The organism is Aeromonas sp. R5-4 (assembly GCF_040908215.1).
In the GTDB taxonomy this organism is placed as follows: Bacteria; Pseudomonadota; Gammaproteobacteria; order Enterobacterales; family Aeromonadaceae; genus Aeromonas; species Aeromonas veronii.
On the sequence record NZ_JBFODG010000034.1, the window covers coordinates 209,044 to 224,703 of the forward strand.

Below are 15,660 nucleotides of genomic sequence, written 5' to 3' on the forward strand. Positions count from 1 at the left end.
TCCGAATCCACATTTGATCCAAACAGGTGTTGTCCGGTAGAGCCTCCGGCGTTTAATTGCCAGCTCAAGCTCACTATAAGGCTTGCCACCCACTGACTTGGTGGGGAATACAGATCGAGAAAAAGGGATACAGCGGCCAGTCTGAATATTTCCTTGTCACGTAGCGGCTTGCTCATAAGACCTGCTGAATGACGTCAATTTGAGGCTCTTGAAGTGCCAGAGAACGCGGGGCGATTAGCGTTGATATATTGGGTGTTTTTATAACGTTAGTGACAGATGGATGCGGTCTGTTAAAAAGGGCGAGATCGTTCAGATCTCGCCCTTTTATATCAATATGTCACGTCATCTTTCTTATCGGGTCAGGCACCCTGCTCCGGGCGGGCGTCCGGGATCAGCGGATCGGCTTTGCGGCGGCGCAGCAGGCGTACCAGCGGGGGCAGGGTGATCACTGCAATGGCCAGTACCAGCAGGGTCTGGCTGATGCCGCTGCTCCACAGGATGGAGGTGTCGCCATTGCTGATGGAGAGGGCGCGGCGCAGGTTCTGCTCCAGCATTTCACCCAGCACGAAGCCCAGAATGAGCGGTGACATGGGGAAGTGCATCTTGCGCAGCAGGTAGCCAAAGACCCCGAGGGCCACCATCAGCAACAGGTCGAAGGTGGTGCTGTGCACCGCATAGACTCCCACTGCCGAGACGCTGGCGATGGCGGGCACCAGAAACCAGAGCGGGATGGAGAGCATGCGGGTAAAGAGCCCCACCATGGGGATGTTCATCACCAGCAGCATGACGTTGGCCAGCAAGAGGGCGGCGATCAGTCCCCACACCACATCGGGCTGTTCGGTGAACATGGTGGGGCCGGGGGTGATGTTATAGAGGGTCAGCGCCCCCATCATCACCGCTGTGGTGCCCGAACCCGGCACCCCTAGGGTCAGCATTGGGATAAAGGAGCCGCAGGCTGAGGCGTTGTTGGCCGCCTCCGGTGCGGCCACGCCGCGAATGTCCCCTTCGCCGAATTTGGCATTGGGCCCTGCCAGTCGCTTCTCGGTCATGTAGGTGATGGCACTGGCGATGGTGGCACCGGCGCCGGGCAGAATGCCGACGAAGAAGCCGATGGTGGAGGATCGCAACATGGTGCCGGTGCAATGGACCAGCTCCTTGAAGTTGAACAGCATCCGTCCGGTGGTGCGCACCAGCTTGCCGCCGCCACTGGTGTGTTCCAGCATCAGCAGGATCTCGCTCACCGAGAAGAGGCCAATCACCACCACGATAAACTGCACCCCGTCCGAGAGGTGAACGCTGTCGAAGGTGAAGCGATAGACGCCGGTGTTGGCATCAACCCCGACGGTGGCGAGCCCGAGCCCAATCAGCGCCGCCATAAAGGACTTGAGCGGGTTCTGGCTCATCATGCTGCCAAGGCAGGCGATGGCGAACACCATCAGGGCGAAATACTCCGCCGGGCCGAAGGCCAGTGACCAGCGCGCCAGCGCCGGGGCGAACAGTATGATGCCGCCGATGGCGAGCATGGAGCCGACAAAGGAGCTGACCGCCGAGATGGAGAGGGCCACTCCCGCCTTGCCCTGCTGGGCCATGGGGTAGCCATCCAGCGCGGTCATGATGGCGGCGGCATCTCCCGGCACGTTGAGCAGGATCGAGGAGATTCGCCCGCCATACTCGCAACCGATATAGACGGTGGCGAGCAGAATGAGCGCCGATTCGGGGGGCAGTTTCAGGGCAAAAGCCAGCGGCAACAGGATGGCGACCCCGTTGATGGGACCAAGGCCCGGCAGCAGGCCGACCACGGTGCCGACAAAGCAGCCGATCAGGGCGATCACCAGATTCTCCGGGGTGAGTGCCACCGCAAAGCCCTGGGAGAGGTACATCCAGGTATCCATATTGACTCCTTAAGAGAACCAGACGCCGAGGGGCAGGGTGACATCCAGCAGCCGGTCGAAGGCGAGATAGAGCACCAGACCGCCGACGACGCCGGAGAGCAGGGCAGCTTTGGCAGAGGCGCCAAACAGGCGCCCCAGAACAAAGGTGAGCAGGGTGGTGGCCAGCGGAAAGCCCAGCCACTCGAAGCTGGCACCGTACCCGGCCAGCGCCACCACCATGATGGCGAGGTGGCGCAGGGTACGCAGCGGCGGCCAGGTAACGGTGTCCGGCTGGCGGCGCAGCAGCAACAGGGCGCAGAGCGCCATCAGGCCGATGATGCCGAGCGGGAAGGGGCGCGGCCCCAGCGGCTCATAGCTGTATTCGCTCTGGATCTGCCAGGCGATGGCGGCGCCTGCCAGACAGAGCAACAGCCAGATGGCGGCGAAGATGCGATCGCTCATGGCTGCGGCTCCTATTTGGCCAGACCGAAGGCTTTGGCCTGCTCGCGATATTGCGCCACCTGCTCCTTGACGTAGCTGTCGAGCGCCTCGCCGGTGAGGTCAAACTCGAACAGGCCGCGCAGATCCCGCTGCGCCTTGAAGGTATCGGTCTTCACCAGCTGATCGAAGGTCTGCTTCCACCACTGGTATTCGCTGTCGCTCACTTTGGGGCCGACATAGAAGCCGCGGATCACCGGCCACACCAGGTCATAACCCTGTTCCTTGGCGGTGGGGATGGTGGCCAGCTTGCCGGGCAGCCGCTCGGCAGAGAACACCGCCAGCACCCGCAGTTTGTCGCCGCCGATATAGGGCACCATCTCGCTCAGATCGCCGGAGACCGCCTGCACATGGTTGCCCAGCAGCGCGGTGGCCGGCTCGCCACCCCCTTCAAAGGCGACGTAGCGCATCTTGTGGGGGTCAACCCCGGCCTGTTTGGCCAGCAGCGCCGTCTTCATCCAGTCCTGACTGCCGATGGAGGCACCCGCGCCGATCACCACGCTGTTGGGATCGCGTTCCATGGCGCTCACCAGCTCCTTGAGGTTCTGATAGGGAGCATCGTGGCGCACCGCAATCATGCCGTAATCGGTGCCCACCGCCGCCAGCCAGCGCACATCGTCCACCCCGTAACGGCCAAATTTCCCCTGTGAGAGGTTGAGCAGGGAGCCACCGGAGAAGGCGACCACGGTCCCCGCCTCGGCAGGGCGCTGGGCCACGATGGCGTTGTAGGCCACGGCGCCGACCCCGCCCGGCATATAGGTGACCCGCATCGGCTTGTCGATGGTGCCGGTCTCCTGCAGGCTCACCTGCAGCAGCTTGCAGGTGAGATCGAAACCACCGCCCGGTTTGGCCGGTGCGATACATTCGGTACGGCTCGGGGTCGTGGCACTTTCGGCCGCCTGCAGTGGCAGGGCACCGAGCAGGGTCAGCAGGGCGAGGGCATGACGTGTGCGTTGCTTCATGGTTGTGTGCTCCATCTTGTCGTTGTTTTTCCTGGGTGTGACTCCGTCGATAGACGAAGTGATGCGAAATTGTTAAAACAACAACCTTTCATTCACCTTTCAATCGCTGACCAAGAGCCGGGAGTGTGACCCTGATCGCACCTTCTCCCGCAATGGCAGTGACGAAGGGATGCAGTTGAAGCAGTGCGGCTGAATGCCGTGGTTAGGAACAAGGGGAGAGGGATGCGCTTGCTGTTGGCAGAAGATAATCACGAACTGGCCCACTGGCTGTCGCGGGCACTCACCAGCGCCGGTTTCGCGGTGGATTGGGTGGCTGACGGGGCTCAGGCTGACCACCTGCTGCGCCACGAACAGTACGCGCTGGCGGTGCTCGATATCGAGATGCCCAAGCTCGACGGGCTGGCGGTACTCGGCCGGTTGCGCAGTCGGGGGCAGGGGGTGCCGGTGCTGCTGCTCACCGCCCGCGGCGCGGTGGAGGAGCGGATCTGCGGCCTCAATGCCGGTGCCGATGACTATCTGGCCAAGCCGTTCGATCTGGGGGAGCTGGATGCCCGGCTGCGAGCCCTGCTGCGGCGCAGCGAAAGTGGCGGTGCCGAGTTGCGGCTGGGTCGTCTGACCCTGCATCCCGATGGCTATTTTCTGCTGGCCGATGCCCGCCTTGCCCTGACTCCGCGCGAACTGGCGCTGCTGACAGCGCTGATGTACCGCCATGGGCGGCCCGTCGCCAAAGGGCAGTTGTTCGAGCAGGTGTTCAACCTCGATGACGAGGTAGGGCTCGACAGCATCGATCTCTATATCCACCGGCTGCGCAAAAAGCTGGTGGGCAGCGGGGTGGTGATCACCACCCTGCGCGGTCTCGGCTATCTGCTGGAAGCGGCGCCGGAGGCTTCCCATTAGTCGCTCCCTGCTCCATCAACTGCTGCTGTTTCTGGGGGGCCCCTTGCTGATCCTCTGGGCCGCCTCGGCCTGGTACAGCTACTACGGCGCGCTGGCGGCGGCTACCTCGGCCTATGATCGCACCCTGCTTGCTTCGGCCCGCACCGTCGCCGAGCGGTTGACGGCAGCCGAAGGCAGCCTCAGGGTGGATGTGCCTTACGTGGTGCTCGACAGCTTCGAGCGCAACATGCGCGATCGCCTCTTCTATCAGGTGCGCGGCATCGACGATAGGGTCATCTCCGGCTTTGATGACCTGCCCCCCATGCCGGACGGTACGCCCCTGACCGATCGCTATCCGGCGCTCGCCTACTTCTACGACGGGCTCTATCAGGAGGCGCCGATCCGTGCCGTGATGCTGCTGCAACCGGTGGGTGAGGGGGGCGTCAACGGCATGGCCCGCATCACGGTGGCGGAAACCCTGCTCGGTCGCCAGCAGCTGGCGGAGCAGTTGCTTTGGTCGGCCCTGCTGACCCAGGGGGCGCTGGTGGTGCTCACCCTGTTGCTCGCCTATCTGTTGCTCAAACGGCTGCTCACCCCGATGCGGCGCCTGTCGCGGGAGATCCTGCGCCGCGATGCCGCCAATCTTGCCGCATTACCCGACCTGCTCCCCTGGCAGGAGACCCGGCCGCTGGTGCAGGCGTTCAACCGCCAGCTGGCCCGATTGCGCCAGCTGGTGGCCCGGCAGGAGCGCTTTAGCGCCGATGCCGCCCATCAGCTGCGCACCCCGCTCACCATTTTGAAAACCCAAGTTGAGGTGGCGCGCGGCAGTGGCGATCCGGCCCTGATGAGCGAAAGTCTCGATGCCATGGCCGTGCGGCTTGATCACACCATCGCCCTGACCGAACGGTTACTGTTGCTGGCCCGGCTCAAATCGGACGAGTGCTCCGGGCTGCGCCAGCGTGAGCCCATGGAGTTGACGGCGCTGGTGCAGCAGGCCTGTTTGTCACGGCTGGCGCAGGCCCGCAGCAAGGGGATCGATCTCGGTTACGAAGGGGAGGAGTCCGCCATCATGGTGGCGGGGGAGCCGCTGCTGCTCGGGGAGCTTTGCGCCAACCTGCTCGACAACGCCATCAAATACACCCCACCCCACGGCACCGTGACGGCGCGGGTGGTGCGAAGCAACGGGCAGATCTGGCTGGAGGTGGAGGATAGCGGCCCCGGCATCGCCCCCGAACAGGCGGAACGGGTCTGGCAGCCGTTCCAGCGCCTCGAGCAGGGGAGTGAACAGCCGGGAGCGGGGCTGGGTCTGGCGCTGGTGCGCGATATCGCCCACTACCACCACGGCGAAGTGGTGTTGCTGCCGAGCACCCAGCTGGGGGGCTTGCTGGTGAGGTTGATCTTGCCGCTGGCAACATCGTGAGGGCGATAAAAAAAGAGAGGGCACCTCGCGGTGCCCTGTTTATCTACACATAGATGGCGGTGGGGGTCAGCTGCGGATCTTGTTGAAGACAAACAGGACGATAAGGGCGCCCACGGTCGCCAGCGCGATGCTCGGGATATTGAAACCGGTCACTGAGCCCAGCCCCAGCAGGGTACCCACATAGCCACCAACCATGGCGCCGACAATCCCCAGCAGGGCGGTCATGAAGAAACCACCACCGTCGCGGCCTGGCATGATCCACTTCGCCAGAATACCCACCAACAGTCCCAATACGATCCAGCTGATAAAGCCCATGGATTAATCCTCTCTGTGTGTTTGAGCCCGCATTATAGGCAGGGATGCCGGGATGCGAAGGGCCGGATGGTGCTGGCCGGTCACAAGCTGTCGGACTTGTTATGACGCAGGGGATGCGGTGACGGCCGCGCCTCTTTGAGCCACGCGCCTGTTTTGCCCATGAACAAGGGGCGCGTCACTGCTGACGCGCCCCTCTCTTTATTGATGCCTTGTGAACCTGCTGTCAGCGTGCGGCTGCCAGCGCCCGCATTTCCAGCCGCTGCTCGCCAGGGCGGCAGATCAGCACCGAGCCTTGCTCGAACCAGTCTCCCAGCACGATGCGGCGGGCGGGCTGGCCATCGAGGGTGAAGTCGTGGATGGCGGGTCTGTGGGTGTGGCCGTGGATCATCATCCGGCAGTCGTGGGCACGCAGGGTGTCGTCCACCGCTGCGGGCGTTACATCCATGATGATCTGGCTCTTGTGGGCATTTTCCATCTGGCTTTGGCCGCGCATCTTGCAGGCGATGGCCTGACGGCGGGCGAGCGGCAGTCGCAAAAAGAGCCAGCGCAGCCACTTGAGTTGGGTGATGCGGCGAAACTTCTGATACCCCTCATCCAGGGTGCAGAGCAGATCGCCGTGGCTCAGCACTACCCGCTCCCCATAGAGGTCGATAACGCAAGGGTCACCCAGCAATGTCATCCCCGCGCGCTTGGCGAACTGCTGTCCCAGCAGAAAGTCACGGTTGCCGTGGATAAAGTAGATGGGCACGTTCTGCTGGCTCAGGGCCAAGAAGGCATCGGCCATCTGCTGATGGAGCGGATTGGGGTCATCATCGCCAATCCAGAATTCGAAGAGATCCCCTAGCACATAGAGGGCATCGGCGCCGGGGGCGTCGTGCTCGAGAAAGCGCACCAGTGCCGCGGTCATATCGGGCCGCTGGGCAGAGAGGTGAATGTCACTGATAAAGAGGGTGCTCATGATGTGGGGGTCGGGCTCTCGGTCGAAACAGGGCAAACGGGGGGTGGCAGAGATAGTAGAAACAATTGGGGACGAATAGTGCGCTGCGGGCGCCATCGCGCCAGTTAAGGTATGGATATCGTCACGGGATGGCGGCTGCCATGACAGCTCGGCCAGATTGCGTCCCTCCAGCGTCAGCAGCGCGGCGTAAGGATCGCCCGCCAGACCCAGCAACCGGCACATGGCCGCTTCCCCTTTCAATCCCTCTTCAAGGCGCAGGCGCAGCACTTCGCGGTAGAAGGCATCACCAAACCGCTCGAGCAACGCGGCCATCAGGGTGAGGTGGCGCCAGCCATTCAGCGTTTCGATGGGGGCGGGGGTGACATAGAGCTCCAGCGGCCAGCTGGCTTCGCTGTGATCGCAATCGGCACTGTGCTGGTCAAGGCAGGAAAAGGTGCGCTCCAGCAGCCAGACATTGTCGCCCTTGGGGCTCGCCTGCCAGCCTTGAGCTGCAAAAGTAGCGGCAAATGCCGCCGGATCAGGATGCTGGCAGAGAATATCGAGATCGCTGCCCGGCCGATCGAGGCCGATGGCGAGCGTGCTCACCAGTGCCATATCGGCGCACTGCGCTGCAAGCTCATCCCACACACCGGCGGTGAGCAGGGCATGGGCCGAGCGCTGGCGCGGGTTGCCGTGGGCCAGATAGTCGAGGCGGCGCCAGTTCGGACTGGCAGTGGGGGAGGCAGATGGAAAAACTGCGGCCGGGGCCGCAGTTTTGTCAGTGCCGAGTCGGCAGAGATCAGTCAGCAAGGGTCACCTTGGTGATCACTACGTCTTCTACCGGCACGTCCTGGTGGATGCGGCCGTAGTTACCGGTCTTGACGCCCTTGATCTTGTTGACCACGTCCATACCGGCGGTCACTTCACCGAATACGCAGTAGCCGAAGCCCTGGGTGGTAGCGGATTTGAAGTCGAGGAAGTCGTTGTTGTTCACGTTGATGAAGAACTGGGCGCTGGCAGAGTGCGGCTCCATGGTGCGGGCCATGGCGATGGTGCCGATCTTGTTGGAGAGACCGTTAGCCGCTTCGTTCTTGATGGGGGCGCGAGTGTCTTTCTCTTCAAAGCCCGGGGCATAGCCGCCGCCCTGGATCATGAAGCCGTCGATGACGCGGTGGAAAATGGTGTTGTCGTAGTGACCGTCACGGCAGTATTGCAGGAAGTTGGCCACGGTTTCCGGGGCTTTTTCAGCATTCAGGGTGAGGGTGATGTCGCCGTGATTGGTGTGCAGAGTGACCATGATATGTCCTTTCATTTGATGCGGGCGACGAAGTGCCCGCAGGTGTATGGCATAAAGTGGTGGCAATTCTAGCCCATCAGGGGCTGGCGGCATAGTCTCTCAGGCGCCGTAACAGTGCTGGCAGGCGGGATTGGCCCGCTTTTCTGCCTCGTTTTCTGCCCCCGAACGGGGTATTATGACCAACCATTTTACTCACAGGCAGTGGTTAGAAGATGCTGAAGATATACAACACACTCACTCGTCAAAAAGAAGAATTCAAACCTATCCACCCGGGCAAGGTGGGCATGTATGTGTGTGGTGTCACCATCTACGATCACTGTCATATCGGCCACGGCCGCACCTTCGTCGCCTTTGATGTGGTGGCTCGCTACCTGCGTTACGCCGGTTACGACTTGACCTATGTGCGCAACATCACCGACGTGGATGACAAGATCATCAAGCGCGCCGCTGAAACCCGCGTCACCTGCGACGAGCTGACCGAGCGTCTGATTGGCGACATGCACGCCGACTTCGACGCCCTCGGCATGGTGCGCCCGGATATCGAACCGCGTGCCACCCAGCACATCGAAGAGATCATCGAGCTGGTGCAATCCCTGCTGGAAAAAGAGCACGCCTACGTGGCGGACAACGGCGATGTGATGTTTATCGTCGAATCCTATGCCGACTACGGCAAGCTCTCCGGTCAGGATCTGGAGCAACTGCAAGCCGGTGCCCGCGTTGACGTGGTCGATGCCAAGCGCAACCCGCTCGACTTCGTGCTGTGGAAGATGTCCAAGCCCGGCGAGCCGACCTGGGAAAGCCCCTGGGGCCCAGGCCGTCCTGGCTGGCACATCGAATGCTCCGCCATGAACTCCAAGCACCTTGGCAACCACTTCGACATCCACGGCGGCGGCTCCGATCTGCAGTTCCCGCACCACGAGAACGAAATTGCCCAGTCCTGCTGCGCCCACGGTGGCGACTACGTCAACACCTGGATGCACAGCGGCATGGTGATGGTGGATAAAGAGAAGATGTCCAAATCCCTTGGCAACTTCTTCACTATCCGCGACGTTTTGGCCCACTACGACGCCGAAACCGTCCGTTACTTCCTGATGTCTGGCCACTACCGCAGCCAGCTCAACTACTCGGAAGATAACCTGAAGCAAGCCCGCGCCGCGCTGGAGCGCATGTACACCGCCCTGCGCGATCTGCCGGTGGCCGCTGCTGCCGGTGGCGACGAGCAGGTAGCGCGCTTCAAGGAAGCGATGGACGACGACTTCAACACCCCGGAAGCCTACTCCGCCCTGTTCGATCTGGTGCGCGAGATCAACCGCCAGAAGGGTGAAGATATGGCCGTAGCCGCCGCGCTGGGCGCCCGTCTGCGCGAGCTGGGCGCCGTGCTCGGCATCCTGCAGCAAGACCCCGAGGCTTTCCTCAAAGGTGACGAAGCGGACGAAGAGGTTGCCGAAATCGAGCGCCTGATCGCCGAGCGCAATCAGGCCCGTGCCGACAAGAACTGGGCTGCTGCCGATGCCGCCCGCAACCGTCTCACCGAGATGGGCATCGTGCTGGAAGACAGCGCCGGCAAGACCAGCTGGCGCCGTGCCTAAGGGCGGTGGGCCTTGTTGGCGTCTGGTGCCAACAGGTTAAGCCAATAAAAAACCGCAGCCCTTGGGCTGCGGTTTTTTTGTGGTCTGCCGAAGTCTCGGCATCCTGCGGTCTGATCCCCTCGCCCCTTGGGGGAGAGGGTTAGGGTGAGGGGACTAACGTCATTCCTCGGCTGAATGCCGTCCAACGCCTTAATGGCATGGCTTCGCCATGCAGGATCAGCCCCCCCTCTCCCCTTGCGGGAGAGGGGGGCTAACGTCATTCCTCGGCTGAATGCCATCCAGCGCTTGAATGGCATGGCTTCGCCATGCAGGACGCGAGGGCACTGCCCTCGACGGGGTTTCGCCGCCGCTGCGCGGCTTGGCGAGTGACTTTTGAAAGACCAAAAGTCACCAAAAGTCTTTTCCCCCGGCAAACCGCCCGCTTCGCGGGTTCCCTCGTCTCGTCCAACGGGTCGGACGGAGCGCCGCAGACGGCACATCCCTGTGCCGGCTGCGGCTGCGCCATCATCCCTGATGGCGCTCCTGACCCGTTGAACTCGACTCGGCGGTTTACAGGGGGAACCAATACCGTGCCCGCCCGTGACTTTAGCGTGCATGTTGAACGCAGATTCCATCTCAGGCGATCAACCGTGCGAGGAATTGACTTAATAGGCTGCAGTCGTAGTGAAAGACAGCTTAGGGAATCGAAATAAAAACGTAGCTCCAGGCTGAGGTTTGTATAGTTTAGAATTCCAGTTCTGGTATGTTAGATTTTTGGATAAGCAGGCATCGTTGTTGAATGCTTTTTATCCTTGTATCATCGTTCCCATTAGCTAATTCAAGTATCGACTGCATTAGTTTTGCATATTTCAGCTCATCGAAGTGATTACCATTAACGCGCCAAACTAAAGCGCTGGTCATAAATAATTTATAGAGTTGCTCTACATCATTATCATTTTCTAGTACTTTCCATAAGATCTCGTGACATCGGTTGAAAAGCTTGTCTAGTCGTTGCATAAACAAGTAACTATAAGCACTTAACAAGCTCATTCTATCTTTGGCATTAAGTGAAATGCTGGGTTTTGATCTAATTATTTCATCAAATTTTATTAGCATTGCACGTATTTTAGTATAAATGCTATCCTCCGATGACATTACTTTGTTTACATATTCCATTTCTTGGTCTTTTAATAATCTGGCAAGTTCTAAACTAATGTTGTTCGCTATATTAACAATCCCGCTGCTTCGGGCTAACTTCTCTATTTTCTTTAGTCTGACAATTCGTTCTTCCTTTGGAAGTTTAGTTGTGAATATTTTTTCCCCTAAGAATCTACCATAAGATTTTTTCGGTGATTCAGAGCGTAATTTTTTAGCAAAAATATAGGCTTTTTCATTATTTGAATGAGAGTATGATAAAGCTAAAGTATGCATGATTCTTTCATATAAATCTTTATTATATAATTTTTTGTTTCTATCTATATCTTCAAATATAGGTTCTAAAATTGAGATGGCAGCATCCTCTTGCCCAAGCATGCGCATTCCTTCTGCAAGGAAATAATTAATCCATAATGCATCAATTGTATTTTTTGCTATATTTAAATTAATTATTTCCTGTGCAAAGGCAGTAACCTCTTTAAACCTGCTCTTATCCTTTAACAGGGTGCAGTATGCAACCATTGCTTTAATAATTGTGTCGGTGTCTTGTGAATGTTTTTTAGCATGTTTTAGTTCTGAGATTAAAAGGACATGGGCATTCCCAGGGGAAAAATCCATATAGTTAAAAACCATCTTTGATGTAGATATAAGATCTGTTCGCCCTTGCTTCCAACATTCCCCTAGAATTAATGACATAGCATTGTGGCGTTGACTATGAAGTTCCTCGGGATCCATTAATGAAATGACATAATCTTTAACTAGAGAGTTAACTCTATTTATTTTTACCCCTTGAAAATCCTCTATATCAATTGGGTAAATTAGATCCATATCTATCAAAATAGCAAAGTCAGATAATGTGAACCTATATGAATAGTAATGTCGCATTATATTTCTAGCTTGTTCGCCATACTCAATAATACTCAATATTTTTAATAGTTCATATAGTCTGGCATTCTCATCCTTCTCTGCTCTTGAAAGTGTTGAAATCTTATCCAACAGATATTTAGGGATGCTATCTGATGAGTCATTTGGTATCAGATCAAGTTCTCCATGAGCATCCTCTAATACATGTTCTAGTGAGGTAAATTCTAGAAAGTTCTTTATTAAATCTAGCTTGGCTGGTAAACCTGATGATTTATGACACAGACGTTCAAGTGACGAGATACTCATGTTTCTTGATTCTGGAATAATGCGGATGTATTCTTTTACATCAACGATATCAAGATTCTTTAATCGAATCTTTTCATTTGAAAGATTACAATCTTTACTGACAATAAATATACCCTTTATTATATTCCCGTAATCTCTAATAATATCTATTATGCCATTGAGGTAACTGATAACATCATTGTTTGTATGTATTATATTGTCAAAAATAATAACTAATCGACTCGATTCTATTCCACCTGCTGCCAGCATAGTGAAATCAACGCCAACATCTTCTCTGATTTTAATTTCAATTTGCTCTTTATTTTCTGCAGTAGATAAATCAGTTCTTAATTGTGTATATCCTGATAAGTTGTCTGAAAAAAGGGATGATATAAAACCAAGTTTTCCATATCCCCACCCACAAATTAAAGTGAGACTACCATCTTTTTGTAATATATCAAAAGCATCGCCTTGCTCTGATAATCTGATTGTTTCATGTGATGGATCAGGAGGGTTAGGAAATGGTTTTATATAAAAATCATTTCTTTTTTTGCTAGGTGGAGAATATAGATCAGAAAGTGGGATTATTTTATTTTTTTCCTCAACTCTTCCGTCGTCTGATTTTTTCGAGTCAGTTATTTCAATTCTATTTATTTTATTGTATATATCTTCAAATAATATATCGCAATTAACACCCTTATAAATATTAAATCTTCCTTTTAGTATTGCTGGTTGAAGTGTTGAAATTAATTTTGCATTATGTTCTCTAATTTCCGATTCGTTTTCATTAAAGAATGCCCACCTAACTTCATATTTGCTTTTGGGTGTGTTTACAATTTCAGTCAATGTGACGTTAAATATATCATCCCAACCACCATATCCAATAACATATAGCTTGCATTCAGAAAGAATTTCTTTCAAAGATTCCTTTAACTGCACCCTGGTAGCTAATAACTGATTCGGTGTATGCATAGTATCTCCAGTGTAGAACCCATGGAGATGTATAACGTTAATAGCACTCTTGTTATATGAGTCAAAACTAATGATATTTGAATCACAATCTAGTACAATCTTATTTACATGAATGTCATTTTTGTCAAGAGACTCTTCTAGCAAGGGGTCAAAGTTGGTTGTAAATATATGGCTTATATTGAAGAAACCAAGTTTTATAAGTTTTGTTAGATCTTGTATGGTTTTTGTTATTTGCCATTCATCGCCACATTTTGCTCTATCCATGACTCTGTTCATGATGGTTTGTAGATCAGATTGCTCTCCTACAGAAAGCAAATAATCAAATATTTCTTGATAGCCTTCTGAACCAGAAAGATGTTTTTGTACTGCACAATAGTCCTCCAGCATTTCAGACTCTTCCAGGTACTCTCTTATAATTTCAATGATCGAGTTTACCCCTGGTACGCCACTACCATCTTTTGATACACTTATTGCTGAACCGAAAAGAAATGTAATTTTTCTTTTTTTCTTAATATCGTTAATTAATGATGTAACTAAACGTTCATAACTTGATATATTCATTATATGAAGTCCATTAATTTTTTGATGGCGTATGAGTGGAATATTAATTAGCCCGTAGGTTCAATTAGTGAAGCGTAATCGGACGTTCGAGAAATATGGTGTTATTACGGTGAAATACTCACTGCCGAGCCTTCAATATAAAGCCGTTTCCCAATTGGGATATCTGCCGCTTGCCGTTATACCCACCATGATTTTTTCACCTATGCAACCATGTCGATAACACCTGTTGCATAAGTGCGACAATCTAATCTCGTAATAGAGTGGGCGAGGGGCGGATCAGAGATAACGTCTCTCCCGATCACAGTCTCGAATACACCGGATGCTGTTAACCAACCTCGATGCTGCGGGTTGGGAGTTGCCCCCTGTTGTTCGCCGAGTTGAGGGCACAAGGTCAGGAGCGCCGTCATGGACGACGGCGCAGACGCAGGCGGTACAGGGATGTACCGTCTGCGTCGTTCCGCCAGACCTTTTGCCTGAACCGAGGGAACCCGACGCAGGAGGGCGAACAAGTGGGGGTGGCCTTTCTTTTGGTGACTTTTCTTTGGCCACGCAAAGAAAAGTCACTCGCCAAGCCGCGTAGCGGCGGCGAAACCCCATCGAGGACGGAGTCCTCGCGTCCTGCATGGCGAAGCCATGCCAATACCTTGTTGCAGGGCAAAGACGTTACCGACCCCCTCACCCTAACCCTCTCCCGCACGGGGAGAGGGAACAGCGACCGTGGACGATTACGCTTCGCTAATCGACCCTACTGGCGAAGCCGTGCCAATACCCTGTTGCAGGGCAAAGACGTTACCGACCCCTCACCCTAGCCCTCTCCCGCAAGGGGAGAGGGGACGGTTACCGCGGACGATTACGCTTCGCTAATCGACCCTACGCTAAAGTTGCTACCGCCCCTGACTGTCGCTACCAGATTGCGCCGTTGACCATTGATCTCGGAAAAGGGGTCAACAGACGCCCGTCGCCATATTACGGAGCCAGAGTGGTCTTATCTATGGTTTTGATGAGCTAACTATCAGAAAAGAGTGATTTTTTGCGCTGGCACAAACTTTTATTAATTGGTGATTAGTTGTTGGTTGTCGGGGCTTGGAGCTGGCAGGGCGGTGGGGTGACGCCGCGAGGGGGACGCAAACGGTAAAGGAGGGGCGCGCAAACGGAGAAAAGCGAAGGGGCCCGCAGTGGGCCCCTTGTTGTTGGCGCTCGACGCCGCTATTTGGTGGCGGGGGCAGGGAAGTATTTGCTGTGCAGCAGCGGGTATTCGCTGCTCGCCAGTACCTGGGTCAAGCCGGTCTGGAACTCCTTGACCAGTTCGTCGCTCACCGGATGGCTGAAGGCGAAGCAGAACTGCTCCGAGCTCAGTACCCACTGCTCCTTGAAGCGGGCGGGATCGAGTTTTTGTTCGACGATCAGCTGCTCCATGGTGGTCTTGTTGGTGGAGACCAGATCGACCCGGCCTGAGGTGAGCATCTTCAGCGCCTGTGCCAGCCGGTTGGCGGCCATCAGTTTGCTCTCGTCAAAGCCGTTGTTGAGCAGCAGTTGCTCCCCCACATCGGCTCGTACCGCCCCGATATTGAACGTCTTGGCATCGTCGAGCTTGGTGATGGTGATATTGCGATCGGCCAGCCCCACCAGCACGATCTCGGCATACCCGATGGGGCAGGCCCACTTGAACAGAGGATCCCGTGCCTGGGTGCGGGCGGTGGAGAAGAGCACCGCATTGGGCTTTTGGGTCAGCAGGTAGTAACCGCGCGCCCACGGCATGATGGTGATGGGCTGCGCCGGTGTATTGGTCTTTTTCCATACCAGTTGCAGCAGTTCGACCGCGAGGCCGGTGGGGGCGCCGCTGGCATCGGCGTAGTTGTAGGGTTTGTACTCTTCGGTGATGTAGTGCAGTTTGCCAAGCTCAGGACTCGCCTGTGCGAGGGTGGCCAGCAGCGCCCCGGCCAATCCAATCCATGGTTTCATTTTTGCCATCCTGATCAAGGGAATATCTGCTCAAGTGTGACCAAGCTGGCCGATTTCGCCAAGGCGACGGAGCATGTTTGGCAAAAAAGCGCGGGCGCATGCCGCCATCTTGCGCCC

At 55.7% G+C, this 15,660-nt stretch carries 11 protein-coding genes and 1 pseudogene; 3 read left to right on the top strand and 9 right to left on the bottom strand.

Annotated features, from left to right (window positions below; all coding sequences use genetic code 11):
• Nucleotides 1-359: 359 nt before the first annotated feature.
• Genes AB5Y83_RS19495 through AB5Y83_RS19505 form a run of 3 tightly spaced genes read right to left on the bottom strand, consistent with a single transcriptional unit; the run spans nt 360 to nt 3,331 of the window.
• Nucleotides 360-1,892 (bottom strand): tripartite tricarboxylate transporter permease, encoded by a 1,533-nt coding sequence (locus AB5Y83_RS19495; RefSeq protein WP_368175796.1) that lies wholly within the window; start codon nt 1,890-1,892, stop codon nt 360-362.
• A gap of 9 nt (nt 1,893-1,901) precedes the next feature.
• Nucleotides 1,902-2,333, bottom strand: coding sequence for a tripartite tricarboxylate transporter TctB family protein (locus AB5Y83_RS19500; RefSeq protein WP_042082375.1), 432 nt, complete (start codon nt 2,331-2,333; stop codon nt 1,902-1,904).
• A gap of 11 nt (nt 2,334-2,344) precedes the next feature.
• The gene (locus AB5Y83_RS19505; RefSeq protein ID WP_368175797.1) at nt 2,345-3,331 is read right to left on the bottom strand and encodes a Bug family tripartite tricarboxylate transporter substrate binding protein; all 987 of its coding nucleotides are present in this window, start codon (nt 3,329-3,331) and stop codon (nt 2,345-2,347) included.
• Nucleotides 3,332-3,553: 222 nt separating this feature from the next.
• Between AB5Y83_RS19505 and tctD the strand changes: the two genes are divergently transcribed.
• Together tctD and AB5Y83_RS19515 are read left to right on the top strand one after the other, a co-directional pair.
• The gene (tctD, locus tag AB5Y83_RS19510) at nt 3,554-4,228 is read left to right on the top strand and encodes a transcriptional regulator TctD (RefSeq protein WP_005350926.1); all 675 of its coding nucleotides are present in this window, start codon (nt 3,554-3,556) and stop codon (nt 4,226-4,228) included.
• 43 nt (nt 4,229-4,271) lie between these two features.
• Nucleotides 4,272-5,627 (top strand): sensor histidine kinase, encoded by a 1,356-nt coding sequence (locus AB5Y83_RS19515; RefSeq protein WP_368175798.1) that lies wholly within the window; start codon nt 4,272-4,274, stop codon nt 5,625-5,627.
• Between the two features lie 66 nt (nt 5,628-5,693).
• Here the strand turns inward: AB5Y83_RS19515 and AB5Y83_RS19520 are convergent, their stop codons facing one another.
• From AB5Y83_RS19520 to AB5Y83_RS19535, 4 genes and pseudogenes are all read right to left on the bottom strand, one after another.
• Nucleotides 5,694-5,942 carry a GlsB/YeaQ/YmgE family stress response membrane protein gene (locus AB5Y83_RS19520; RefSeq protein WP_005350930.1) on the bottom strand — a complete coding sequence of 83 codons (249 nt, stop codon included), beginning with the start codon at nt 5,940-5,942 and terminating at the stop codon, nt 5,694-5,696.
• A 223-nt stretch (nt 5,943-6,165) separates the two neighbouring features.
• Nucleotides 6,166-6,900 (bottom strand): UDP-2,3-diacylglucosamine diphosphatase, encoded by a 735-nt coding sequence (lpxH, locus tag AB5Y83_RS19525; protein ID WP_368175799.1) that lies wholly within the window; start codon nt 6,898-6,900, stop codon nt 6,166-6,168.
• Nucleotides 6,897-7,689 (bottom strand): annotated as a pseudogene (locus AB5Y83_RS19530) (DUF4269 domain-containing protein). Before AB5Y83_RS19530 ends, lpxH begins: the two are co-directional and overlap by 4 nt.
• Nucleotides 7,679-8,176, bottom strand: a complete 498-nt coding sequence (locus tag AB5Y83_RS19535) for a peptidylprolyl isomerase (RefSeq protein WP_005337417.1) — start codon at nt 8,174-8,176, stop codon at nt 7,679-7,681. The pseudogene AB5Y83_RS19530 and the gene AB5Y83_RS19535 overlap by 11 nt, the downstream one beginning before the upstream one ends.
• Before the next feature lie 212 nt (nt 8,177-8,388).
• Here AB5Y83_RS19535 and cysS point away from each other — a divergent pair, with 212 nt between their 5' ends.
• A complete protein-coding gene (gene cysS, locus AB5Y83_RS19540; RefSeq protein WP_019445081.1) occupies nt 8,389-9,765 on the top strand; it encodes a cysteine--tRNA ligase in 1,377 nt (458 codons plus the stop codon).
• Between the two features lie 723 nt (nt 9,766-10,488).
• On the opposite strand, the gene AB5Y83_RS19545 is transcribed toward cysS, so the two are convergent.
• Entirely contained in the window at nt 10,489-13,581 is a 3,093-nt protein-coding gene (locus AB5Y83_RS19545) for an SIR2 family protein (protein WP_236269337.1), read from the bottom strand.
• Nucleotides 13,582-14,787: 1,206 nt separating this feature from the next.
• Nucleotides 14,788-15,543: a substrate-binding periplasmic protein gene (locus AB5Y83_RS19550; protein WP_368175800.1), complete on the bottom strand. Its 756-nt coding sequence runs from the start codon at nt 15,541-15,543 to the stop codon at nt 14,788-14,790.
• Nucleotides 15,544-15,660: the final 117 nt, after the last annotated feature.

Coding starts and splice junctions, on each gene's coding strand:
- tctD (WP_005350926.1), top strand. CDS start 3,554: ATGCGCTTGCTGTTGGCAGAAGATAATCACGAACTGGCCCACTGGCTG.
- lpxH (WP_368175799.1), bottom strand. CDS start 6,900: ATGAGCACCCTCTTTATCAGTGACATTCACCTCTCTGCCCAGCGGCCC.
- AB5Y83_RS19495 (WP_368175796.1), bottom strand. CDS start 1,892: ATGGATACCTGGATGTACCTCTCCCAGGGCTTTGCGGTGGCACTCACC.
- cysS (WP_019445081.1), top strand. CDS start 8,389: ATGCTGAAGATATACAACACACTCACTCGTCAAAAAGAAGAATTCAAA.
- AB5Y83_RS19550 (WP_368175800.1), bottom strand. CDS start 15,543: ATGAAACCATGGATTGGATTGGCCGGGGCGCTGCTGGCCACCCTCGCA.
- AB5Y83_RS19545 (WP_236269337.1), bottom strand. CDS start 13,581: ATGAATATATCAAGTTATGAACGTTTAGTTACATCATTAATTAACGAT.
- AB5Y83_RS19535 (WP_005337417.1), bottom strand. CDS start 8,176: ATGGTCACTCTGCACACCAATCACGGCGACATCACCCTCACCCTGAAT.
- AB5Y83_RS19520 (WP_005350930.1), bottom strand. CDS start 5,942: ATGGGCTTTATCAGCTGGATCGTATTGGGACTGTTGGTGGGTATTCTG.
- AB5Y83_RS19505 (WP_368175797.1), bottom strand. CDS start 3,331: ATGAAGCAACGCACACGTCATGCCCTCGCCCTGCTGACCCTGCTCGGT.
- AB5Y83_RS19500 (WP_042082375.1), bottom strand. CDS start 2,333: ATGAGCGATCGCATCTTCGCCGCCATCTGGCTGTTGCTCTGTCTGGCA.